We start from the raw sequence: 21,003 nt of genomic DNA on the forward strand, positions 1-21,003 counted from the left end.
CCGCTCCGCCCGTGCATCCACCCTTATGCACGGGCGGAGCGGTCTCTACGGCCCCAAGCCGCACAAACTAAGCATCGGTCTGCCCAGAAGCCGGGCGTTCGGCAACGACCGACCCCTTGCCCCACCGTGTCTCGATCAGCCCCCGCTCCCGCAAGATGCGGACCGCCCGACGTGCCGTTTCCCGAGCCACACCATGGCGCCGGCACAACTCCGCCTCGGACGGAATCGGCTCACCCGGCGCCTTCCCTTCGATCTCTTTCAAAAGAGCGTCCAGCACATCCATGTAGGGCGCGCGGGGGCTTTGTGGACTCTCAGGGCGCTCGGGCATGCGGCAGAGCGTAGACAACGAGCCATTTCTAGGCGACTTAGACAGGTAGACAAGTTAGGCAGGTAGACGAGTTAGACGTGTTGGCTTAGCGTGACCCCTGAACACAGAAACGCCCCGAGAGACCGATTAGGCCCGGTCCACTCGGGGCTAGCCGAGACAGCTAGTAGGAGCTGACCGACGTATGCGCGATGTTATCGCCAGCGCCCTTTCCTGGGTGCTCGCAGTCTTAGCCCCCCGTCGCCCCGGACGCCACAGCGCGGAGTACCTCAACGCGCAGACCACTGCTCCGGAGCCCGTGCCCCTTCGAATCTGGACCACGCCATGGCGTGGTCCGTCCTCCCGCATCGTTCGGGAGATCTTCACGGACGATCGGTTGGAAGCGTTGCCACCTCTCCAGCGCGAACGCTCTTATGCTGCCGCGTTCGCCAACCTCGGGATTGACTACGACTTCCCGACCATGGGTCTCGGCAGTGTCATAACCCGGGAGAAGGCCGCATGACCGCCGCCCGGTACATCGCAGCACTCCGCGACACCCGGCCCATCCCGGACCCCTCCGGCGCGAGGTGCTGCCGGTGCAAGAGGTGGACGTGGGCCCCGCTTCCCGTTCGGTACATCCAGCGTCCGACTGGCCCGGGGGTGACCCTCTATGCCTGCCCAGACCACGCCGTCGAGTTCCCGCCGGCCCATCCCTCCGGTGAACTGGGCTGAGTCCCTAGGGGCCATGAACGGCGCACCCCTCATGGCCTGCCTGTAAGGACCCCGTACCCGCACTGACCAGACAACTCTTCAGCCTCACCCCCTAGTTGGAGGTGGGGCTTCTCCGGCGCCGAGCAGTGGGTCGAGGAGGTGCGCCGGCTCGGTCTGCGCCCCCTGGAGAACGCCCGCACCGAGCTGCCCTGGTTCGACCTGGCGGGCGTCAACGACGTCGCGGGCGAGAGCGAGGGCCAGGGCCCCGACCACGCCGCGGCGCTCGGCGACCGCGACACCACGCGCGCGTGCGTGCTCCTCGCCCACCAGCCCGTCCAGATCCACGACGCCGTCGACCACGGCGTCGACCTCCAGCTCTCCGGCCACACCCACGGCGGCCAGCTCTGGCCCGGCAACCTCCTCGCCGCCGCCGCGAACCCGACGGTGGCGGGCCTGGAACGCTACGGCGACACCCAGCTGTACGTCTCCCGCGGCGCCGGCGCCTGGGGCCCGCCCACGCGGGTGGGCGCGCCGTCGGACATCACCGTCGTCGAACTCGCCTCGACCCAGGCCTGACGTGCCGTCACCACGCCTTTGTCCGGGGCGAGAAGGGCGTGAGGAGGAGCTGTGAAACTCGGCCGAAACAACCGGTCGGCAAGTTCTTGCCCATCTCACCAGATTCCTCTTCCCCCAGGGGAAACACGTGTGGTTAGGTGAGCCCGCCGCCACAGGGGAGTGGCACGTGGAGGACCGGGCCGGTGGGCCCGGGGAGGGCAGGGCACCACCGTGCGATCGGTTCGCATGCGCATCCTCGCGACGCTGCTGGTTCTCGCGGCCGTCGGAGTGGGCGGCTGGCAACTGCTGCCGTCGCAGGACACCTCGGACGAGGCCATCAAGGTCGGCACGACGGACACCGTCACCTCGCTCGACCCGGCCGGCGCCTACGACGCGGGCTCCTGGGCGTTGTTCAGCAACGTCTACCAGTCACTGCTCACCTACGAGTCGGGCGGCGCCGAGCCCGTGCCGGACGCGGCCGAGAGCTGCTCCTTCGACGGCAGCGGGCTGACCACGTACACCTGCGAGCTGCGCGACGACCTCACGTTCCCCAGCGGCCGCGCGGCGGACGCCCAGGACGTGAAGTTCTCCTTCGACCGGGTCAAGAAGATCAACTCCGATGTCGGTCCGGCGTCCCTGTTCTCCACCCTGAAGTCGGTGGAGGCCGAGGGCCGTACCGTCACCTTCCATCTGACCTCGCCGGACGCCACCTTCCCGTTCAAGGTGGCCACCGGGGCCGGCTCGATCGTGGACCGCGAGCGCTACCCCGCCGACGCCCTGCGCACCGACGACCAGGTCGACGGCACCGGACCGTACGAACTCGCCCGGTTCAGCGAGGGCAAGCGGGTCGACCTCACCCCCAGCGCGCGCTACAAGGGCGCGGTGGAGACCGGCGGGTCCGTCGAACTGCGCTACTACGCCGACCCGGAGGCGCTCGACAAGGCCTGGAAGGCCGAGAACGTCGACGTCGCCACGCGCCAGCTCCCGCCGAGCGTGCTCGCCGCGCTCGACCCCGGCGACACCGACCAGCGCATCGTCGAGGCCGAGAGCTCCGAGACCCGCAACCTGTACTTCAACACCCGCTCCGGCTCCCCGCTGCACGACGCCGACGTGCGCAGGGCGATGGCCTGGCTGATCGACCGCGAGCAACTGGCCGACTCCGTGTACGAAGGCACCGTCGAGCCCCTGTACTCGCTCATCCCGACCGGCATCACCGGCCACACCACCTCGTTCTTCGACGACTACCCGGACCAGGATCCCGACAAGGCGCGCCTGCTCCTGGAGAAGGCCGGCGTCGACGTCCCGGTCAGCTTCACCTACGGCTACGGCCTGGGCAGCGGCGCCGCCGCCCAGGAGGCCCAGGAGCTCGAGCGGCAACTGGAGGCCGACGGCCTGTTCGAGGTGTCGGTCAAGGGCTACGAGTGGACCGACTTCCAGAAGCAGTGGACGTCCGGCGGGCTCGACGCGTACGCCGTCGGCTGGGTCGCCGACTACCCCGACCCGGACACCTTCGGCGCCTCGCTCGTCGGCACCGACTCCACCATGAACACCGGCTACAGCAGCAAGGCCGTCGACGCGTACATCCAGGAGAGCCGGCAGTACGCCGACCGCGGCCGCGCCGCCGACGACTTCCGCGAACTCCAGGCGGTCATCGCCGAGGACGTGCCGGTCGTCCCGCTGTGGCAGCGCAAGGAGTACGTCCTCACCAGCGCCGACGTCGGCGGAGGCCAGTACCTGGCGGACGGCAACGGCGTGTTCCGGCTGTGGCGGCTGAACCGGATCTGAGCCGGATCCGGACGGACCCGGGCCGGCTCCGCGGGCTGCCCGGGCATGCGCCCACGTGACACCGGGCAGTCACCCGACGGGGCACCATGGGGCGGAGGCGTGCGCGGGGTGAGGAGCTGACGTGTCGAGACGCAACTCCTTCCGGCTGCCCCGGCATCCGGCGTCCGTGGGCCTCGCCCGGCGCCGGGTCCGTGACCACCTGGCCGACTGGGGCCACGGCCCGGACGACCCGGCCCTGCGGGACGTGGTCCTGATCGTGTCCGAGCTGGCCACCAACGTCGTACGGCACGGGTCCCCGTACGAGCGCGAGTTCGAGGTGGCCGCCACCGCCCTGGCCGACGGCTCCTGCCTCGTCGAGGTCTCCGACGAGGGCCGGCTCGACCCCCGCCCGCGTGCCGTCGCGGAGTGGGAGGAACACGGCCGCGGCCTCCACCTCGTCGAGGCCCTCGCCGCCACATGGGGCGTCTGGAACAGGGGGCGGCACGGCAAGACGGTGTGGGCACTGGTGACCCCGCCCGACCCGTCTGCCCCCTGAACGCGCAGACCCGGAGCCGTCGGGGGACGAGGCGGACGCGGTGAACTAGGCCCCGTCCGGCCCGTCCGGCCCGCCTGGTCCGTCCGCCCCGCCCGCCCCGCCCGGTCGGTCCGTTCCGTCGGCTCCGTCCGTGCCCTGCGCCGGACCCGGTGCGCTCTTTCGCGCCGGGTCCGGCAGGGCCTTCGTCATGCCGGGCAGGAAGTCCGTGAACAGCTCGTGCACCTCGTGGACGAGGGGCCGCAGCACCCGGAAGCGGGACAGTGCCACGCCCCGCGCGGTCAGACGGGCGCCGCGCTCCGCGAGCCGGTAGCTGCGTTCACGGCCCTCCGTACGGTCGAAGATCCAGTACAGGACGAGCCCCATCTGGGAGAGCCACATCAGCTCGGGCAGCACCTCCCGCAGCTCCTCCGGCACCTTGGTCCGCACCGCCCCCGCCAGCACTTCCTTGTGGACGCCGATCGCCTCCACGCGCGCGTGCTCCGACTCCGGGGAGAAGGGGCTGAGCGGGCTGTCCGGGTCGGCGGCGTTCTTGAAGAACTGCACGGCGAACTCGTGGTACGGCGTGGCCACGTCCAGCCAGGTCCGCAGCACGCCCGCCAGCCGTGCCTCCAGCCCCGTCTCCCGCGCCAGCACCTCCCGGACCGCCGCCCGGTGCTCGGCGGCGAGCCGGTCGTAGAAGCCCTGGATCAGGTGCTCCTTGCCGGCGAAGTAGTAGTAGGCGTTGCCGACCGAGACCCCGGCCTCCTGGGCGATGGCCCGCATCGTCGTCCTGTCGTACCCGCGCTCCTGGAACAGCCGCATCGCGGTCTCCAGGATCAGCGCCCGGGTCTGCTCGGACTTGGACCGCGCGGCGGCCCCGTGGCTCTCGGTCGGGGAAGCGGCCTCACCGGGGCCGTCGTGGTTCGCGGACACGGACGAGAGCCTAACGACTCCGCCGGCCGCCGCCCGCGCGGGCCGACCGGGGCGGCCCGTCGCGCTACGCCCTCGCCCCGTCCGCCGCCGTCCGTCCCCGTCCCAGCTCCGGGCGCTTGGAGTAGTCGGTGAAACCGAGGACGTTCCCCCACGGGTCGGCGACCTCGACGGTCCAGCCGGTGGCCACGGAGAACGGCTCGTCGAGCGGCGGAACGCCGGCGGACGCCAGCCGGTGGGCCGCCGCCCGCGCGTCCGGCACCTCCAGCCAGACGCGCGGCGCGGCCCACGGCGGCGGCCGGTGCGTCAGCGCCTCCTCCTCCCGCAGCAGGATCCCGGGGGTCTCGCCGCCGACGTCCAGCAGCGCGATCCCGGCCTCGTCGAACCGGAACGCGACCGCGAACCCGGCCCGCTCGTAGAACCCCACGGCCTCGCCGAGGTCCCCCACGGGCAGCAGCACGTTGTCGAAGCCGAGCAGGTCGTAGGACAACTGGTCATCTGACATACCGTCAGAATACGTGGGGAGGCCGCCAGCCCCTCCGAGGCGTGCCCGGAGCCCCTGACTTCTCCGGGGCCCGAATCTTCGGGCAAGATGACCTGAACTCACTTATGTGTCCCATCCGATCATCAGGTCTCGGGGAGAAGCCACCGTGTCCGAACAGCCGCAGCAGCCGCAGCAGCCCCCACAGCCGGGGTACGGATATCCGAACGCCGGTCAAGGACCGTACGCGGGCGGCCAGGCCGGTCCCTACGGCTACCCCCAGGACGCTCAGCAGCAGGCCTACCAGCAGGGCTACCAGCAGGCGGGCTACCAGCAGCCCGGTTACCAGCAGCCCGGCTACCCGCCCCCCGGCTACGGCGCGGACCCCAACGCGCCCTACGGCTACGACCCGTACGGCCGCCCGTACTCCGACAAGTCGAAGATCGTCGCGGGCATCCTCCAGCTCTTCCTGGGCGGTTTCGGCGTCGGACGGTTCTACATCGGCCACGTCGGCCTGGGCCTCGCCCAGCTGTTCACCTGCGGCGGGTTCGGGATCTGGGCGCTCATCGACGGCATCATCCTGCTGACCAGCAACGACAAGACCGACGCCCAGGGGCGGATCCTGCGTGGCTGACGCGGTGGGCGGGGACCGTACGTCCGTGCTGCGGCACCCGGCGGCGGCGCCCCTCGCGGTGCTCGCCGCCGGCGCGGCCGGCTCCGCCTACCTCTACGTCACCGACCCCCACGAGCCCGGCCACCTGCTGCCGCAGTGCCCCTTCCGGTTCGTCACCGGCCTGCTCTGCCCCGCCTGCGGCGGCACCCGCATGGTCTACGACCTGATGCACGGTCACCTCGCCCAGGCCTGGCTCGACAACCGCGCCCTGCTGCTCGCCGCACCGTTCGCGCTCGCGCTGCTGGGCCGGTGGATGGCGGAGGGGCTGCGCGGGAGGCGCTGGCGGCCGCAGCTCGGCCGGCCCGCCCAGGCCGTCGTCCTCGGCCTCGCCGTCACCTGGACCGTCGTCCGCAATCTCGTCTAGGCCACGGCATTCCAGATCACGGAATTAGAACGAAAGTTCCCCCCTACTCCCGTTCACCCCACAGGCCTCTCTAAGCTCACGGCTCACAGGGGGGACGTTCCTGCATGTCCATGCACGGCAGGGGTACGTGAGCAGTTTTCGGGCAGCATCTCGTCGCATCCCTCCTGGAGTCCCCGTTCAAGTCATCCAGGAGCAGTGCACATGAGCGTCCCCACCCCCGAGGCCCCCTATGGCGTCGACCCCAAGGGCCGTCCGTACTCCGACAAGTCGAAGATCGTCGCCGGCATCCTCCAGCTCTTCCTGGGCACCCTCGGCATCGGCCGTTTCTACGTCGGCTCCGTCGGCGTGGGTGTCGCCCAGCTCCTCACCTGCGGTGGCCTCGGCTTCTGGGCGCTGATCGACGGCATCCTGTTCCTCACCAGCAGCGACCGCACCGACAAGCAGGGCCGCGTCCTGCGCGGCTGAGTCGGTCCGGCGCACCCACGCCGAGGGCCCCGCTCCGTGCTGGAGCGGGGCCCTCGGCGTGTCGGAGGCGTCCGGACCTCAGAAGCGGCGCGTGATCAGCGCCCGCTTCACCTCCTGGATCGCCTTCGTGACCTCGATACCGCGCGGGCAGGCGTCCGTGCAGTTGAACGTCGTGCGGCAGCGCCACACACCGTCCTTGTCGTTGAGGATCTCCAGGCGCTGCTCGCCGGCCTCGTCACGCGAGTCGAAGATGAAGCGGTGCGCGTTGACGATGGCCGCCGGGCCGAAGTACTGGCCGTCGTTCCAGAAGACCGGGCACGACGACGTGCACGCGGCACACAGGATGCACTTCGTGGTGTCGTCGAAGCGCTCGCGGTCCTCGGCCGACTGGAGCCGCTCGCGCGTCGGCTCGTTGGTGTCCTTCGTGATCAGGAAGGGCATCACGTCCCGGTACGCCTGGAAGAACGGCTCCATGTCCACGACCAGGTCCTTCAGGACCGTGAGGCCCTTGATGGGCTCGACCGTGATCGGCTTCTCGGGGTTGATGTCCTTGATCAGCGTCTTGCACGCGAGGCGGTTCTTGCCGTTGATCCGCATCGCGTCGGAGCCGCAGATGCCGTGCGCGCAGGAGCGGCGGAAGGTCAGCGTGCCGTCGACGTCCCACTTGATCTTGTGGAGGCCGTCGAGGACGCGCTCCTTGGGGTCGATCTCCAGCTGGAAGTCTTCCCAGGTCGCCTCCGCCGAGACCTCCGGGTTGAACCGGCGGACCCGGAAGGTGACGGTGATGTAGGGAGAGGCGGCGGAGTCCGCCTCGACCTTGTCCAGAACGGGGGTTGCCATCAGTACTTACGCTCCATCGGCTGGTAGCGGGTCTGGACGACCGGCTTGTAGTCGAGGCGGACGGTCTCGGTGCCGTCGTCGCCGACCTCGCGGTACGCCATGGTGTGGCGCATGAAGTTGACGTCGTCCCGGTTGGGGTAGTCCTCGCGGTAGTGACCGCCGCGGGACTCCTTGCGGGCGAGGGCGGACACGGCCATGACCTCGGCCAGGTCGAGCAGGTTGCCCAGCTCGATGGCCTCCAGCAGGTCGGTGTTGAACCGCTTGCCCTTGTCCTGGATCGACACGTTCCGGTAGCGCTCGCGCAGCTCGGCGATCTTCTCGACAGCCGTCTTGATCGTCTGCTCGGTGCGGAACACCATGACGTTGGCGTCCATGGTCTCCTGGAGCTCGCGGCGCAGCTCCGCCACCCGCTCGTTCCCCGTCGAGCCGCGCAGCCGCTCGATCTGCTCCACCACGAGGGACTCGGGGTTCTCCGGCAGCTCGACGAAGTCGGCCTTCTGGGAGTACTCGGCGGCGGCGATGCCCGCGCGGCGGCCGAACACGTTGATGTCCAGCAGCGAGTTGGTGCCCAGGCGGTTGGCGCCGTGCACGGAGACGCAGGCGACCTCGCCGGCCGCGTACAGGCCCGGGACGACCGTGGTGTTGTCGGAGAGCACCTCACCCTCGACGTTCGTCGGGATGCCGCCCATCGCGTAGTGCGCGGTGGGCTGGATCGGGATCGGGTCGGTGTACGGCTCGATGCCCAGGTAGGTGCGCGCGAACTCGGTGATGTCCGGGAGCTTGGCGTCCAGCTGCTCCGGCGGCAGGTGGGTGAGGTCCAGGTAGACGTGGTCGCCCTCGGGACCGCAGCCGCGGCCCTCGCGGATCTCCGTGTAGATGGAGCGGGAGACGACGTCGCGGGAGGCGAGGTCCTTCATGACCGGCGCGTACTTCTCCATGAAGCGCTCGCCGTCCTTGTTGCGCAGGATGCCGCCCTCACCGCGGGCGCCCTCCGTCAGCAGGATGCCCATGCGCCAGATGCCGGTCGGGTGGAACTGGAAGAACTCCATGTCCTCCAGCGGCAGCCCGCGCCGGTACACGGCGGCCTGGCCGTCGCCGGTCAGCGTGTGCGCGTTGGAGGTGACCTTGAAGAACTTGCCGCAGCCGCCGGAGGCGTAGATGACGGCCTTCGCCTGGAAGACGTGGATCTCGCCGGTGGCCAGCTCGTACGCCACCACGCCGGCCGAGCGCTTGACGCCGTCGACCTCGGTGATCAGCTGGTCGAGGACGTAGAACTCGTTGAAGAACTCCACGCCCTCCTTCACGCAGTTCTGGTACAGCGTCTGGAGGATCATGTGGCCGGTGCGGTCGGCCGCGTAGCACGAGCGGCGGACCGGGGCCTCGCCGTGGTTGCGGCTGTGACCGCCGAAGCGGCGCTGGTCGATGGTGCCGTTCGGGGTGCGGTTGAACGGCAGGCCCATCTTCTCCAGGTCGAGGACGGAGTCGATGGCCTCCTTCGCCAGGATCTCGGCGGCGTCCTGGTCGACCAGGTAGTCACCGCCCTTGACCGTGTCGAAGGTGTGCCACTCCCAGTTGTCCTCCTCCACGTTGGCCAGCGCGGCGGCCATGCCGCCCTGCGCGGCGCCCGTGTGGGAGCGGGTGGGGTAGAGCTTGGTCAGGACCGCGGTGCGGCTGCGCTTCGTCGACTCGATGGCCGCGCGCATACCGGCGCCACCGGCGCCGACGATGACGGTGTCGTACTTGTGGATCTTCATGATTCTCGCAGCCCCGTGCCTAGCGGATGTTCGGGTCGAAGGTGAAGATCACCAGCGTGCCCAGCAGGATGGTGAACACCGTGGCGGTGTAGAGCAGGCCCTTCAGCCACAGCCGGGTGTTCGCGCGCTCCGCGTAGTCGTTGATGACCGTGCGCAGGCCGTTGGCGCCGTGCAGCATGGCGAGCCACAGCATCAACAGGTCCCAGACCTGCCAGAACGGGGACGCCCAGCGGCCGGCCACGAAGGCGAAGCCGATCTTGGAGACGCCGCCGTCGAGGACGAGCTGGATCAGCAGGTGGCCGATGACCAGGACGACCAGCACGACGCCGGACAGGCGCATGAACAGCCAGGCGGCCATCTCGAAGTTGCCCCGGGTGGAACGCGGGGTCTTCTTGGTGCGCTGGCGCGGGGCCTCGATCAAGGGCGCCGGGTTGTCGACGCTGTAGACGGAACCGCCCTCGACGGGGCCGACTCCGGAGGCGGTGGTTTCAGTGGTGGCCATCTGACTCAGCTCCCGAACAGTTCACGAGCGGCGTGGCCGAGGACGGGGTAGATCGCCCCGAGCATCAGCACGATCCAGATGCCGGCCACGCCCCAGAACATCTGCTTCTGGTAGCGCGGACCCTGGGACCAGAAGTCGACGGCGATGACGCGCAGGCCGTTGAGGGCGTGGAAGAGGATGGCGGCGACGAGGCCGTACTCCAGGCACGCGACGAGCGGGGTCTTGTACGTGGCTACGACCTTGTCGTAGTCCTCGGGGGAGACACGCACGAGTGCGGTGTCCAGCACGTGAACGAACAGGAAGAAGAAGATGAGGACGCCGGTGACTCGATGAGCCACCCAGGACCACATTCCTTCCCGGCCGCGGTACAGCGTTCCAGCCGGCACGGAAGAACCCTCCGGGAGCGGGGACTGGGGCCTGCCGGCTTCGGTGTCGGACGGGCCCGGCCGGGTACGGTCCACCGGCCCCCAGCATCGTAGCGACGTGTGCCTGCGGCGCTTACAGCGGGCCTACCGGTGTGATCGAAGTGGCACGCGGATGGGCGAGCGTCCGGCGGCTTCCGGGGCGGGGTGTCCGGGTATCCGCCGGATGCGGCGGGATCGCGGCCGGTCGCCAAGGGGCGGCGGCCGGGGACCGGTTACGGCCTCGCGCCCCTGAGGTGGGCCGTCAGCCGTCCTCTCGCCAGGCGCCGGAGCTCCTCCGCCGCGACCTCGCGTTCCTTCTCGGGATCGTTCGTCAATCGTGACCGGATGGCCTCGAGGACGTGGTCGAGGGTCTCCTCGGGCGGGGTGTCACCGAGATAGAGGACGAACACGTGTCCGAATCGGGCCTCGTACGCCGCGTGGGCCGCGTTCAGGGCCATGTGCGCCGCCTCGTAGGTGTTCTCCGGGAGGGGCGGCAGGGTCTCCGCCGCGAGGGCCTCGGCCAGGTCCCCCGGGGTCAGGTCGTAGGCGGCCTCGTCGGACGCGGCGAGGAGGGCGTCCGGGGCGGGGTAGGGCCGGTGCGCGGTGACGCGCCGGGCCCAGCTGGGGCTGTGGAGGCAGCGGAGGAGGGTGTGGTGGGCCTCCTCGGCGGGCGCGGTGTTGAACGCCTCCAGCGGATGCGTGTCGAACACCTCCGGCGGGCGTGCCGGGGGAGAGGTCCTGGTCTGCTCCGGGAGTGTCGGTATGGCGACTCGGCCGGAGAAGCGGGAGAGGCGGTGCGCAGGCAGCGTGGATCCTCGCGTCACGAGTGGTGTGGCAGGGGATGCCGTGAAAGGTGTGGCGCTACGTTATCGAGAGTGCTCATGACGTGTCCGACGCTTGCCCGAATTTCACTCGAACGAGAGAGTTTCGGAGGATGCGGTGGACCTCTTCCGCGCGCTTGTCCCGGCCATGAGTCGTAGGTTGGCGGAGTGAGCAGGCACAGGCACCGGCGCCGGGCGCCGGAGAGGAACCACCCCCGGCCCCAGGTCGTACGGCGGGCCCTGCTGGCCGGCGCGCTCGTCGTCGTGCTGGGCGCGGGCGCCGGAGTGTGGGCCTCCGGGGACGGCGGGACGCGGGCCGGATCGGCACAGGCGCGGACGACCGGCGACGGGACCGGCACCGGGGCGGCGGCCGCTCCCACGCCCACCCGGACGTACGCCCTCTCGCAGACCCCGCGGACGATACCCGCCGTCCGCGCCCACACCCCGGCCCGCGGCCCCGGGTGGCGGCCGGCCACCGGGCAGCGGGTGGTGGTGAGCGACGCCGACCTCGCCGACGAGGGCCGGCTGATCGCCGGTGAGCTGGGCATGTCGTACGCGGGCCAGAAGGACGACGTGAAGGCCGGCGACCTGCGGCTGGCGCTCAACGACGACGAGGGCGCGAACCCGGAGTCGTACACCATGACCGTGCGGGGCGGGCGGGTGACGGTCAGCGGGCCGTCCGACGCGGGGGTGTTCTACGGGACGCGCACGCTGAAGCAGGAGGTCCACGGCGGCGGCACGGCACCGGAGGGCGTCGTGCGGGACGAGCCGGCCAAGCCGCGGCGCGGGTTCATGCTGGACATCGCGCGCAAGCACTTCACCGCCGACTGGATCGAGGACCGGGTGCGCGAGCTCGGCGACCTCAAGTTCAACGAGATCGGCCTGCACTTCTCCGACGACCAGGCGTTCCGGATCCAGTCCGACACCCACCCGGAGATCGTCTCGACGCCGCACCTGACCAAGGCGCAGGTGAAGAAGATCGTCGGCCTCGCGGCGAGCCGGCACATCACCGTCGTGCCGGAGATCGACTCGCCCGGACACCTCGGCGCCGTCCTCGCCGCCCACCCCGAGCTCCAGCTCCGCAACGCCCAGGGAACGGCGACCCGCGGCGCGATCGACATCTCCAAGGACGCCTCCGGCGCCCTGCTGGACGACCTGCTGGACGAGTTCGCCGGGCTGTTCACCGGCGACCAGTGGCACCTCGGCGGCGACGAGTACCAGGCGCTGACGGTGTCCGACCCGGCCGCCTCCTACCCGCAGCTCGCGACCGCCGCACAGGACACCTACGGCTCCGGCGCCGGCGTCGCCGACCTCGCCACCGGCTGGCTCAACGACCGCGCCGACACCGTCCGCGCCCACGACCGCACCATGCGCGCCTGGAACGACGGCTTCTACGCGGGGACCTCGGTGCGGCCGGCCGACGACCTGGTCGTCGCCTACTGGACGGGCAAGGAGATCGGCGCGCGCAAGCCGGCGGAGTACCTGAGCGCCGGCCGCAAGGTCCTCAACTACAACGACGAGTACCTGTACTACGTCCTCGGCGAGCCGCAGACCTTCGTCTACCCGACCGGCGAGCGCATCTACGAGCAGTGGACCCCCCGGGTCCTGCGCGGCACGACGCCCGTCCCGGCGGGTTACGACGCCCAGATCCTCGGCGGCTCCTTCGCGGTCTGGTGCGACCTGTCGAACTCCCAGACCCAGGAGCAGGTCGCGGCCGGCATCCGCATGCCGCTGCGCGCCACCGTGCAGAAGCTGTGGGACCCGGGCACGCCGTCGCTGTCCTGGAGCGAGTTCACGGCACTGGCGGACCGGCTGGGCTGAGGGGGCGGGCGGTGTCACCGCTGTGACCGGGCTGCGGGGGAGCCGAGGCGGTTCTGCGTGCGTCCTGGGAAGGCCTCTGACCAGGAATGATGGATAGAGGGCGGGTAATGCCCCGCCCTCTATGACCAGTGCCGGGACGCGTGATATGACCAGTGCGATGACGCATGCGACGACGCCGCAGAAACCTTTCTCCCAGCAGGGTGGCCGACCGCAGGCCGCGACGAAACCCGTCCGGTGGGCGGCGGACGCCGTGGCCGCGCTGCCCGAGGACGCGCGGCCGCGCCTCGACCACTCGGCGCAGAGCCTGTGGCGCGTGGACCGGCTCATCGGCGACCTGCGCCGCGCGGGCACGCCGTACGGCACCGTGGAGACCGTGCTGCGCGGGCTCGGCGCGTACGCCGGTGAGGTGATCGTCCGGCGGACCGGCGGCGAGTGGTGGGCGACGGGCGGCGACCACTGGGTCCGCACCCCCGACGGCCGGCTGTGGGACCCGATCGACGAGGCCCGCCGCTGCTTCGCCGGACACGGCTCGCTGCGGCTGCTGTGCCGGGACGCCACGGGCGGCTAGCGGGGGTTCGCGTCTGTGCTGGCCGGGCCGGCCGGGCCGTGACGGGCCGGGACGGGACGGGCGCCGCGCAGCCGGCACCGGCCTCGCGGTTCACGTGGTGGTCTGCTCCGGCCGCGGTCTGTTGTCCAGGCAGCATTTTCCGCAGGGCGTCCTGGCCGGGGAAGGGCAGCCGCGGCAGGGCCACGTCGACGTCTCCGTCGACCAGCCCGGCGCTCGGCTGCGACCAGGCGGCCTGCCGCATGTCCACCCGCCAGGCGGCGGCGACGGCAACAACTGCGTGGAGATATCCGACCGCCGCCGTACCGTCGCCGGACGCGGATCCGGAGCCGCCCGGGCCGCCGGGGAGGTTCGAGGAGCTGGGGGACGCGGGGGCGGGGCGGGGGCTGGCCCTCGTGCGGGGCGTGCTCGGACCTGTGGGGCCGGCAGCCGCTGTCGCGGTCCGGGCATCGCGGCAAGTACGTGTGGTGCGAGCTGGCCGGACTGTGACACATCCGTGCGGCGTGACGCTGATCACGACGGGGGCGTGGACGCGGCTCGGCCGTGGACGCGGGGGGCGCCGCGCACCCACCGGACACTCCGCACGGACGAGGACGGTTCTTGGGTCAGGGTGGGGAACCCCGGCGTGGGCAGGCGTACGACGGGGAACTGGGCGCGGCCGTGGCACGGGCCCAGGAGGGGGACGAGGCCGCGTTCGCGGTCGCCTACCGGATCGTGCACCCGGGGCTGGTGGGCTATCTGCGGGGCATGGTCGGCGATGACGCCGAGGACGTCGCCTCCGACGCCTGGCTGGAGATCGCCCGGGACCTGGGACGGTTCCAGGGGGACGGCGCGGGGTTCCGGGGCTGGACCGCCACCATCGCCCGGCACCGGGCGCTGGACCACCTGCGGCGGCAGCGGGCGCGGCCCCGGCCGACCGCGCTCGAACAGGACCTGCTCGAACTGCCCGGCCCGCACAGCACCAGCGACCAGGCGCTGGAGAGGATCTCCACCGAGCGGGCCCTGGAGCTGGTGCGCGGGCTGCCGCGCGACCAGGCCGAGGCGGTGCTGCTGCGGGTCGTGGTCGGACTGGACGGGCCCGCCGCCGCGCGCGCCCTCGGCAAGCGGCCGGGTGCGGTGCGGACGGCCGCCCACCGGGGGTTGAAACGGCTCGCCCGTCAGCTCGGTGTCGACGAGGTGACGGTCGACGGCGCTGTGACGGACGACCGCCCCCGGACGCCGGAGGCGCAGGGGGACGCGACATGAACGCGAGCGGCCGCGATCCGTACGGACCAGGGGAACCCGGCAGGACGGACACGGACACGGACAGGGGCGAACGGATGAGCGGCGGCCGAAGCGCCGGCGGCCACCGGCACGCGCCGCACCTCCGCGATCCCGTCCCCGGACCGCAGGTCACGAACGAGGACGACACTGACGTACAGGCCCTGCTGGCGACCGCGCTGCGCGGGGGCGACGGTCCCGGCGAGGGGGAGCGGCGGGCACTCGCGGCGTTCCGTGAGGCGCGGGACGCCGGCGCGCACCGGGCCGCCCGGACCCGGCGCCGGGACGACTGGCGATAGGGCGCCGGGACGACTGGCGATCCGGCGCGAACAGCGGGCACAGGGCCAGTAAGACGGATCCTGTCGAGGTAGACTTAGACGTATTCCGTCGTAGTCGAAATGCGGGAGAGCGAGTGAAGAACGGGCTGCTGGCCAAGCCGGACGATGTCGTCGACCGGGACCGGGAGTGGGGTCTGCTCGCGGAGTTCCTCACCGATCCGGACCCTGCGATGCGGCTCGGCATCGTCTCCGGGCGGCGACGGCACGGGAAGTCGTACCTTCTGCAGGCCCTGTCCGAGCAGGTCGGCGGCTTGTACGTGACAGCGGTCCGGGAGGAGGGACGGCTGCCCGCGATCCAGCGGTTCAGCGACGCGGTCGCCACGCATGCCGGCCTGAGGCCGGGGAGCCTGCGCCTGACCGACTGGCGTGACGTGTTGTCCAACGCACTCGATGTGAGCGCCCGGTCGGCGCACCCGCTGCTGGTGATCGACGAGTTGCCGTACCTGCTCCAGCACTCGCCGGAGATCCCGGGCCTGCTTCAGCAGATCTATGACGAGCGGCAGCGCGGTGCCCGGCCCGGTGCAGGGCCCGGTGCCGGGCCGGGCCCGCGGCTGATTCTGTGCGGCTCCGCGATGAGTGTCATGCACGAACTGCTCTCGGGGACCAAGCCTCTCCGGGGGCGTGCCGTGGTCGATCTACGGCTGGGTGCCTTCGACTACCGGGACAGCCGGGACTTCTGGCAGATCGCCGACCCGCTGACCGCGCTGAAGGTGCACGCGGTCCTGGGCGGGGCTCCCGGCTACCGGGCGGTGGCTGCCCGGCCGCATCCGGACGACGGCTTCGACGCCTGGCTCACCCGGACGCTGCTCGACCCCGGGCGGGCGGTGTACTCGCGTACCGAGACCGAGTACCTGCTCCGCGAGGACCCGAGGATCACGCAGCACACGCTGTACTACGACATCCTCACCGCGATCGCGAACGGAGCCAGCACGCCCAGCAAGATCGGCGCTGCCCTGGAGCGCCCGCGCAACGCAGTCGCCCACCCGCTCGGAGTGCTGGAATCCACCGGCTACATCCGGCGGGAACAGGACGTCCTGCGCTCCCGGCACCCGGTCATCACGCTCGCCGACCCTGTGATCCGCTTCAACCAGCTCATCACCCTCCCGCAGGCCGCCGCCGTGGAGCAGGGTTTCGCCGAGCAGGTGTGGCAGCAGGCCGCACCGACCTTCAACTCCAAGATCCTCGGACCGCATTTCGAGGACCTGGCCCGCGACTTCACCCGCCGTTACGCCCATACCCTGCTGCCCGGTGGACTGCCCGGCCCGGTCGGCACCACCGAGGTCGCCGACCAGGCCGCCCGGACGAAGCACGAGGTCGACGTCATCGCCCTGGCCCCCGGCGAGCGTCCGCAGGCTCCCCGCGCGAGGATCGCGCTGCTGGGCGAGGCCAAGGCGACCGCCGCCCGCCGGGGGACCGGTGACCTGGAGCGCCTGGAGCGCATCCGTGCCCTGCTCGCGGATCAGGGGTACGACACCGCGGCTACCACGTTGGCCCTGTACTCCCTGCACGGCTTCTACCCCGACCTGGTCGAACTGGCCGACCGCCGGGACGACCTCCTTCTGGTCGATCTGCCCACCCTCTACGACAGCTGACGCCAAGAGGGACGGCTCAAGGCATCGCGCCGGATCGGATCACATGAAGTGTCCGGCCCACTGGTCACGCGTTGGTCGCACTGGTCACGAACTCCGCGCACATCCCGGCATCGGAGACCTGGAAGACCTGAGACCGAGGCAACGGCCGGGGCCGCCACCCCCCACAGGAGAGGCCCCGGCCGTCGCGCGGCACGGGCCGCGCGGCGGCCCGTACTCCCTACAGCGCCGTGTGTGCGTTTTCTGTCACACCCCGTGCCCGCCCACCGCGTCACGAGTCCTCGCGTCTTGTACGGACATGGACGACCCGCGGTTTCAGGTCGTAACGTGCCTTTCGCGCGGGACGGCGAGCGGCTGGACCACCGTGACCGACGTGACCGACGCGACCGACGTGACCACCACGGGCCGCGACCATCCGCGGGCCGCGACCACCTACGGGCCGGTCACACCGCAACCATCGACCGAGGACCACGACGTGGGGGACGACGCGGAGCTGACAGCCGCGGTGCTCGCGGCACAGCACGGAGACGAGACCGCGTTCCGGGCCGTGTACCGCGCGGTGCACCCGCGGCTCCTCGGGTACGTCCGCACGCTCGTCGGCGACCCCGACGCCGAGGACGTCGCCTCCGAGGCCTGGCTCCAGATAGCCCGTGACCTGGAGCGGTTCAGCGGCGACGCCGACCGGTTCCGCGGCTGGGCCGCCCGCATAGCCCGCAACCGCGCCCTGGACCACGTCCGGATGCGCGGCCGCCGCCCGGCGATCGGCGGCGACGAGACGGAACTGACCGGCCGGGCCGCCGACTCCGACACCGCGGGGGAGGCCATCGAGGCGCTCGCCACCGGCCGCACCCTCGACCTCATCGCCCGGCTGCCGCAGGACCAGGCCGAGGCCGTCGTCCTGCGGGTCGTGATGGGCCTGGACGCCAAGACCGCCGCCGAGACGCTCGGCAAGCGGCCCGGTGCCGTCCGGACGGCCGCGCACCGCGGACTGAAGAAGCTCGCCGAGCTGCTCGGCGACGACCCGGAAACGGCCGGTGTGCTCGACACCCTGCCGCCCCAGCGAGGACCGCGCACGCGCGCGGCGACGTCCGCCGGTGTGACGCCTGCGCTCGCGCGGACGCAGAAGGACATGTGATGGCCGACGAGCGCTGTGTCTTCCCGGGAGACGGGCAACCCCCCGGCGGTTCCGCCGCGGCCCGCGGTCCCGGACCGGGCCGCGGCTCCGGCCGCCGGCTGGACCGGGCGGCGGTGGAGAGTCTGCTGAGCGGTCGCACACCCGACGACGCTGTCGGTCCCGCCCAGCGCGACGAGGCCGAACGGCTCGCCCGTACCGTCGGCGCCCTCGCCGCGCTCGCCGCCGACCCCGCCCCGGCCGACGGCGAACTCCCCGGCGAGGCCGCCGCCCTGGCCGCGTTCCGCAAGGCCCGCGCCGAGCGCGCGCCCGAGCCGGCGGTCCCCGCCGGCCTCGGCGGCGACGGACGCCTCGCCCGGCCGGCGGCACCGGACGCGTTCGGCGGGGCCGACCCCACCCGGCACGGCGACCGCGCCGACGACGGCGGGCTGGTCCGCATCGGCGGACGGGGCGCGCCGGACCGCCGACGCCGCCTGCGTCACCCCGTACGCCTCGGACTGGCCGCCGCGCTGGCCGTCGGCATGGCCGGCGGGGTCGCCGTCGCGGCCGGTACGGGGATCCTGCCGACCCCCTTCGACGGCACCGACCCGGGCCCCGCGTCCTCCGTCTCCAGCCCCGGCCCGGACCGCCCCCTCGTCCCGCCCTCGCCGGGCGACGGCGCGGGCGGCGCGACCGCCTCCGACGGCACCGCCGGCGGCACCCCGGCGCCGGACGCCGAGGGGACCGCGCGGGGCACCGGCGACGACTCCGCCGCCCGAGGCACCGGGGACGGCCGGAGCTGGCCCAGCGGCGTCACCTCGGCCTGCCGTGACGTCCACGACGGCCGCCGGCTGGACGCCGACCGCCGCCGCACCCTGGAGGACGCGGCGGGCGGTTCCTCCCACGTGTCGTCGTACTGCGCGCAGGTCCTCGACACGACCGGCGGCCAGGACTCCGGCACCGGCGACGACCGCGACGAGCGGGACAGCCCGGCCGAGGGCGGCACGAGCGGCGGCCAGGACCGCATGGACGCCGGCGACGAGCAGGACGACGACGGCGACAAGGGCACCACGGGCGAGCAGGACGGCGAGGGCGTCGGAACCGGCCAGGACACCGGCGAGGACGGCGCCGGCGAGGACGGCGACGGCGAGGACGGCGGCGGGAAGAGCGGCAAGGACACCGGCGCGACCGGCGTGTCCACCGCGTCCGGCGGCTCCGGCGCGCCCGGCGCCTCCGGCGCGTCCGGCACCTCCCGCTGAACCCGCCCGGCCCGCCCGCACCACCCACCCGCACCACCCACCCGACACCCCTGACCTGCACGTTCGTAAGTCGTCCCAACTTTTTCGGCGCAGGGTGTGACGTTTTCCGCGGCCGTGACGCAGTACAGAGTGAGCCGACTGGTCATCGGCCCTCGCACCGAGCCGGGGTTCCCCCCGTACCCGCGGCTCGTGCACCCGGCGCGGGCGGGACACGTTCCCCCGGTCCCGCCCGCGCCCCGAATTCCTCCCCGACCCCTCCCCGGACGACGGCCCGCGACGCGCGCCGGGATGACGGCGCGCGCCCCGCCGGGCATGGTGGTGACTGACCGGTCCGCACGATCGCTCAGCGGGAGGCATCACACCATGGCGCGCGAGTCGGAGTCCGGACTGCCGATCGAGCCGGTCTACGGGCCGGCCGCCCTGGACGGCTGGGACCCGGAGCGGAAACTGGGGGAGCCGGGCGGGTACCCCTTCACCCGGGGCGTCTACCCGTCGATGTACACGGGCCGCCCCTGGACGATGCGCCAGTACGCGGGATTCGGCACGGCGACGGAGTCCAACGCCCGCTACCGGCAGCTCATCGCCCACGGCACCACCGGCCTGTCGGTCGCCTTCGACCTGCCCACCCAGATGGGTTACGACTCCGACGCGCCGATCGCGCACGGCGAGGTCGGCAAGGTCGGCGTGGCGATCGACTCGGTCGACGACATGCGGGTGCTGTTCGACGGCATCCCGCTGGACCAGGTGTCCACGTCGATGACGATCAACGCCCCCGCGGCCCTGCTGCTGCTCCTGTACCAACTGGTCGCCGAGGAACAGGGCGTCGCCGCCGACCGGCTGACCGGCACCGTCCAGAACGACGTGCTGAAGGAGTACATCGCGCGCGGCACGTACATCTTCCCGCCCCAGCCCTCCCTGCGCCTGACCGCGGACATCTTCCGCTACTGCCGGGCCGAGACGCCGAGGTGGAACACGATCTCCATCTCCGGCTACCACATGGCCGAGGCGGGCGCCTCCCCCGTGCAGGAGATCGCGTTCACCCTCGCCGACGGCATCGAGTACGTCCGTACGGCGGTCGCGGCCGGCATGGACGTCGACGACTTCGCCCCCCGGCTGTCCTTCTTCTTCGTGGCACGCACCACCCTCCTGGAGGAGGTCGCCAAGTTCCGTGCCGCGCGCCGGATCTGGGCGCGGGTGATGAAGGAGGAGTTCGGGGCGGAGAACCCGAAGTCGATGATGCTGCGCTTCCACACGCAGACGGCGGGCGTCCAGCTGACGGCGCAGCAGCCGGAGGTGAACCTGGTGCGCGTCGCGGTGCAGGGCCTGGCGGCCGTCCTCGGCGGCACGCAGTCCCTGCACACCAACTCCTTCGACGAGGCGATCGCGCTGCCGACCGACAGGAGCGCGCGGCTGGCGCTGCGGACGCAGCAGGTGCTGGCGTACGAGACGGACGTGACCGCGACGGTCGACCCCTTCGCCGGGTCGTACGTCGTCGAGAGCATGACCGACGACGTCGAGGCGGCCGCGCTGGAGCTGATGCGGAAGATCGAGGACCTCGGCGGGGCGGTCGCGGCGATCGAGCGCGGCTTCCAGAAGTCCGAGATCGAGCGCTCCGCCTACCGCATCGCCCAGGAGACCGACAGCGGCGAACGGACCGTGGTCGGCGTCAACCGCTTCCGGCTCGACGCGGAGGAGCCCTACGAGCCCCTCCGCGTCGACCCCGCGATCGAGGCCCGGCAGACGGAGCGGCTGGCCAGGCTGCGGGCGGAACGCGACCGGGCGGCGGTCGGCTCCGCCCTGGACGCCCTGCGGAAGGCGGCGGAGGGCGACGACAACGTCCTGTACCCGATGAAGGAGGCGCTGCGGGCCCGGGCGACGGTGGGGGAGGTGTGCGACGCGTTGCGGGGGGTGTGGGGGACGCATGTACCGGCGGATGCGTTCTGAGCTGCGCAATTCT

The 21,003-nt window shown here is 71.9% G+C and carries 21 protein-coding genes and 2 pseudogenes; 15 read left to right on the top strand and 8 right to left on the bottom strand.

The annotated features are described in order from the left end of the window. Positions 1-67 precede the first annotated feature (67 nt). A complete protein-coding gene (locus ACFV9M_RS17840) occupies positions 68-328 on the bottom strand; it encodes a GntR family transcriptional regulator (RefSeq protein WP_385063999.1) in 261 nt (86 codons plus the stop codon). An 816-nt stretch (positions 329-1,144) separates the two neighbouring features. Here ACFV9M_RS17840 and ACFV9M_RS17845 point away from each other — a divergent pair. From ACFV9M_RS17845 to ACFV9M_RS17855, 3 genes and pseudogenes are all read left to right on the top strand, one after another. Continuing rightward, positions 1,145-1,591 (top strand): annotated as a pseudogene (locus ACFV9M_RS17845) (metallophosphoesterase); the annotation flags it as partial. A 225-nt stretch (positions 1,592-1,816) separates the two neighbouring features. Next, positions 1,817-3,355 (top strand): ABC transporter substrate-binding protein, encoded by a 1,539-nt coding sequence (locus ACFV9M_RS17850; RefSeq protein WP_385064000.1) that lies wholly within the window; start codon positions 1,817-1,819, stop codon positions 3,353-3,355. A gap of 121 nt (positions 3,356-3,476) precedes the next feature. Then, on the top strand, positions 3,477-3,890 hold the full coding sequence (locus ACFV9M_RS17855) for an ATP-binding protein (RefSeq protein WP_385064002.1): 414 nt from the start codon (positions 3,477-3,479) through the stop codon (positions 3,888-3,890). A 45-nt stretch (positions 3,891-3,935) separates the two neighbouring features. Here the strand turns inward: ACFV9M_RS17855 and ACFV9M_RS17860 are convergent, their stop codons facing one another. Both ACFV9M_RS17860 and ACFV9M_RS17865 read right to left on the bottom strand, forming a co-directional pair. Next, positions 3,936-4,802: a TetR/AcrR family transcriptional regulator gene (locus ACFV9M_RS17860; protein ID WP_385064004.1), complete on the bottom strand. Its 867-nt coding sequence runs from the start codon at positions 4,800-4,802 to the stop codon at positions 3,936-3,938. A 64-nt stretch (positions 4,803-4,866) separates the two neighbouring features. Then, entirely contained in the window at positions 4,867-5,304 is a 438-nt protein-coding gene (locus tag ACFV9M_RS17865; protein WP_385064006.1) for a VOC family protein, read from the bottom strand. Between the two features lie 145 nt (positions 5,305-5,449). On the opposite strand from ACFV9M_RS17865, the gene ACFV9M_RS17870 reads away from it, so the two are divergent. From ACFV9M_RS17870 to ACFV9M_RS17880, 3 genes are all read left to right on the top strand, one after another. After that, on the top strand, positions 5,450-5,914 hold the full coding sequence (locus tag ACFV9M_RS17870) for a TM2 domain-containing protein (RefSeq protein ID WP_385064008.1): 465 nt from the start codon (positions 5,450-5,452) through the stop codon (positions 5,912-5,914). After that, positions 5,907-6,317 (top strand): DUF2752 domain-containing protein, encoded by a 411-nt coding sequence (locus tag ACFV9M_RS17875; protein ID WP_385064010.1) that lies wholly within the window; start codon positions 5,907-5,909, stop codon positions 6,315-6,317. Before ACFV9M_RS17870 ends, ACFV9M_RS17875 begins: the two co-directional genes overlap by 8 nt. Positions 6,318-6,518: 201 nt before the next feature. Beyond that, complete coding sequence (locus ACFV9M_RS17880) at positions 6,519-6,782, top strand: TM2 domain-containing protein (RefSeq protein ID WP_385064011.1); 264 nt, start codon at positions 6,519-6,521, stop codon at positions 6,780-6,782. Positions 6,783-6,860: 78 nt separating this feature from the next. Here ACFV9M_RS17880 and ACFV9M_RS17885 read toward each other — a convergent pair whose 3' ends face one another. The 5 genes from ACFV9M_RS17885 to ACFV9M_RS17905 form a co-directional block, all read right to left on the bottom strand. Continuing rightward, on the bottom strand, positions 6,861-7,622 hold the full coding sequence (locus ACFV9M_RS17885; RefSeq protein WP_385064013.1) for a succinate dehydrogenase iron-sulfur subunit: 762 nt from the start codon (positions 7,620-7,622) through the stop codon (positions 6,861-6,863). Next, the gene (sdhA, locus tag ACFV9M_RS17890; protein ID WP_385064015.1) at positions 7,622-9,376 is read right to left on the bottom strand and encodes a succinate dehydrogenase flavoprotein subunit; all 1,755 of its coding nucleotides are present in this window, start codon (positions 9,374-9,376) and stop codon (positions 7,622-7,624) included. Before sdhA ends, ACFV9M_RS17885 begins: the two co-directional genes overlap by 1 nt. A gap of 19 nt (positions 9,377-9,395) precedes the next feature. Further along, positions 9,396-9,878 (bottom strand): succinate dehydrogenase hydrophobic membrane anchor subunit, encoded by a 483-nt coding sequence (locus ACFV9M_RS17895; protein WP_385064017.1) that lies wholly within the window; start codon positions 9,876-9,878, stop codon positions 9,396-9,398. A gap of 5 nt (positions 9,879-9,883) precedes the next feature. Then, entirely contained in the window at positions 9,884-10,264 is a 381-nt protein-coding gene (gene sdhC / locus ACFV9M_RS17900) for a succinate dehydrogenase, cytochrome b556 subunit (RefSeq protein WP_385064019.1), read from the bottom strand. Between the two features lie 251 nt (positions 10,265-10,515). Further along, on the bottom strand, positions 10,516-11,106 hold the full coding sequence (locus ACFV9M_RS17905; protein WP_385064021.1) for a 2-oxo-4-hydroxy-4-carboxy-5-ureidoimidazoline decarboxylase: 591 nt from the start codon (positions 11,104-11,106) through the stop codon (positions 10,516-10,518). A gap of 240 nt (positions 11,107-11,346) precedes the next feature. Here ACFV9M_RS17905 and ACFV9M_RS17910 point away from each other — a divergent pair, with 240 nt between their 5' ends. From ACFV9M_RS17910 to ACFV9M_RS17950, 9 genes and pseudogenes are all read left to right on the top strand, one after another. After that, complete coding sequence (locus tag ACFV9M_RS17910; protein WP_385064168.1) at positions 11,347-12,924, top strand: glycoside hydrolase family 20 protein; 1,578 nt, start codon at positions 11,347-11,349, stop codon at positions 12,922-12,924. Positions 12,925-13,081: 157 nt separating this feature from the next. After that, positions 13,082-13,492, top strand: coding sequence for a hypothetical protein (locus tag ACFV9M_RS17915; protein ID WP_385064023.1), 411 nt, complete (start codon positions 13,082-13,084; stop codon positions 13,490-13,492). 308 nt (positions 13,493-13,800) lie between these two features. After that, positions 13,801-13,978: pseudogene (locus ACFV9M_RS17920) on the top strand (ATP-binding protein); the annotation flags it as partial. Positions 13,979-14,089: 111 nt separating this feature from the next. Next, a complete protein-coding gene (locus ACFV9M_RS17925; protein ID WP_385064025.1) occupies positions 14,090-14,734 on the top strand; it encodes an RNA polymerase sigma factor in 645 nt (214 codons plus the stop codon). 74 nt (positions 14,735-14,808) lie between these two features. After that, positions 14,809-15,048: a hypothetical protein gene (locus tag ACFV9M_RS17930; RefSeq protein WP_385064026.1), complete on the top strand. Its 240-nt coding sequence runs from the start codon at positions 14,809-14,811 to the stop codon at positions 15,046-15,048. Between the two features lie 113 nt (positions 15,049-15,161). Continuing rightward, positions 15,162-16,679, top strand: a complete 1,518-nt coding sequence (locus tag ACFV9M_RS17935) for an ATP-binding protein (protein ID WP_385064028.1) — start codon at positions 15,162-15,164, stop codon at positions 16,677-16,679. Between the two features lie 472 nt (positions 16,680-17,151). After that, positions 17,152-17,811: an RNA polymerase sigma factor gene (locus tag ACFV9M_RS17940; protein ID WP_385064170.1), complete on the top strand. Its 660-nt coding sequence runs from the start codon at positions 17,152-17,154 to the stop codon at positions 17,809-17,811. After that, positions 17,811-19,046 (top strand): hypothetical protein, encoded by a 1,236-nt coding sequence (locus ACFV9M_RS17945; protein ID WP_385064030.1) that lies wholly within the window; start codon positions 17,811-17,813, stop codon positions 19,044-19,046. The genes ACFV9M_RS17940 and ACFV9M_RS17945 overlap by 1 nt, the downstream gene beginning before the upstream one ends. A 363-nt stretch (positions 19,047-19,409) precedes the next feature. Next, entirely contained in the window at positions 19,410-20,990 is a 1,581-nt protein-coding gene (locus tag ACFV9M_RS17950) for a methylmalonyl-CoA mutase (RefSeq protein ID WP_385064031.1), read from the top strand. Positions 20,991-21,003: the final 13 nt, after the last annotated feature.

Source organism: Streptomyces sp. NPDC059895, from assembly GCF_042731035.1.
GTDB lineage: Bacteria > Actinomycetota > Actinomycetes > Streptomycetales > Streptomycetaceae > Streptomyces.

Excerpts from the sequence above, each read along its gene's own strand:
- sdhA (WP_385064015.1), bottom strand. The coding sequence starts at position 9,376 with ATGAAGATCCACAAGTACGACACCGTCATCGTCGGCGCCGGTGGCGCC.
- ACFV9M_RS17930 (WP_385064026.1), top strand. The coding sequence starts at position 14,809 with ATGAGCGGCGGCCGAAGCGCCGGCGGCCACCGGCACGCGCCGCACCTC.
- ACFV9M_RS17850 (WP_385064000.1), top strand. The coding sequence starts at position 1,817 with ATGCGCATCCTCGCGACGCTGCTGGTTCTCGCGGCCGTCGGAGTGGGC.
- ACFV9M_RS17950 (WP_385064031.1), top strand. The coding sequence starts at position 19,410 with ATGGCGCGCGAGTCGGAGTCCGGACTGCCGATCGAGCCGGTCTACGGG.
- ACFV9M_RS17895 (WP_385064017.1), bottom strand. The coding sequence starts at position 9,878 with ATGGCCACCACTGAAACCACCGCCTCCGGAGTCGGCCCCGTCGAGGGC.
- ACFV9M_RS17915 (WP_385064023.1), top strand. The coding sequence starts at position 13,082 with ATGACGCATGCGACGACGCCGCAGAAACCTTTCTCCCAGCAGGGTGGC.
- ACFV9M_RS17945 (WP_385064030.1), top strand. The coding sequence starts at position 17,811 with ATGGCCGACGAGCGCTGTGTCTTCCCGGGAGACGGGCAACCCCCCGGC.
- ACFV9M_RS17840 (WP_385063999.1), bottom strand. The coding sequence starts at position 328 with ATGCCCGAGCGCCCTGAGAGTCCACAAAGCCCCCGCGCGCCCTACATG.
- ACFV9M_RS17880 (WP_385064011.1), top strand. The coding sequence starts at position 6,519 with ATGAGCGTCCCCACCCCCGAGGCCCCCTATGGCGTCGACCCCAAGGGC.
- ACFV9M_RS17885 (WP_385064013.1), bottom strand. The coding sequence starts at position 7,622 with ATGGCAACCCCCGTTCTGGACAAGGTCGAGGCGGACTCCGCCGCCTCT.
- ACFV9M_RS17865 (WP_385064006.1), bottom strand. The coding sequence starts at position 5,304 with ATGTCAGATGACCAGTTGTCCTACGACCTGCTCGGCTTCGACAACGTG.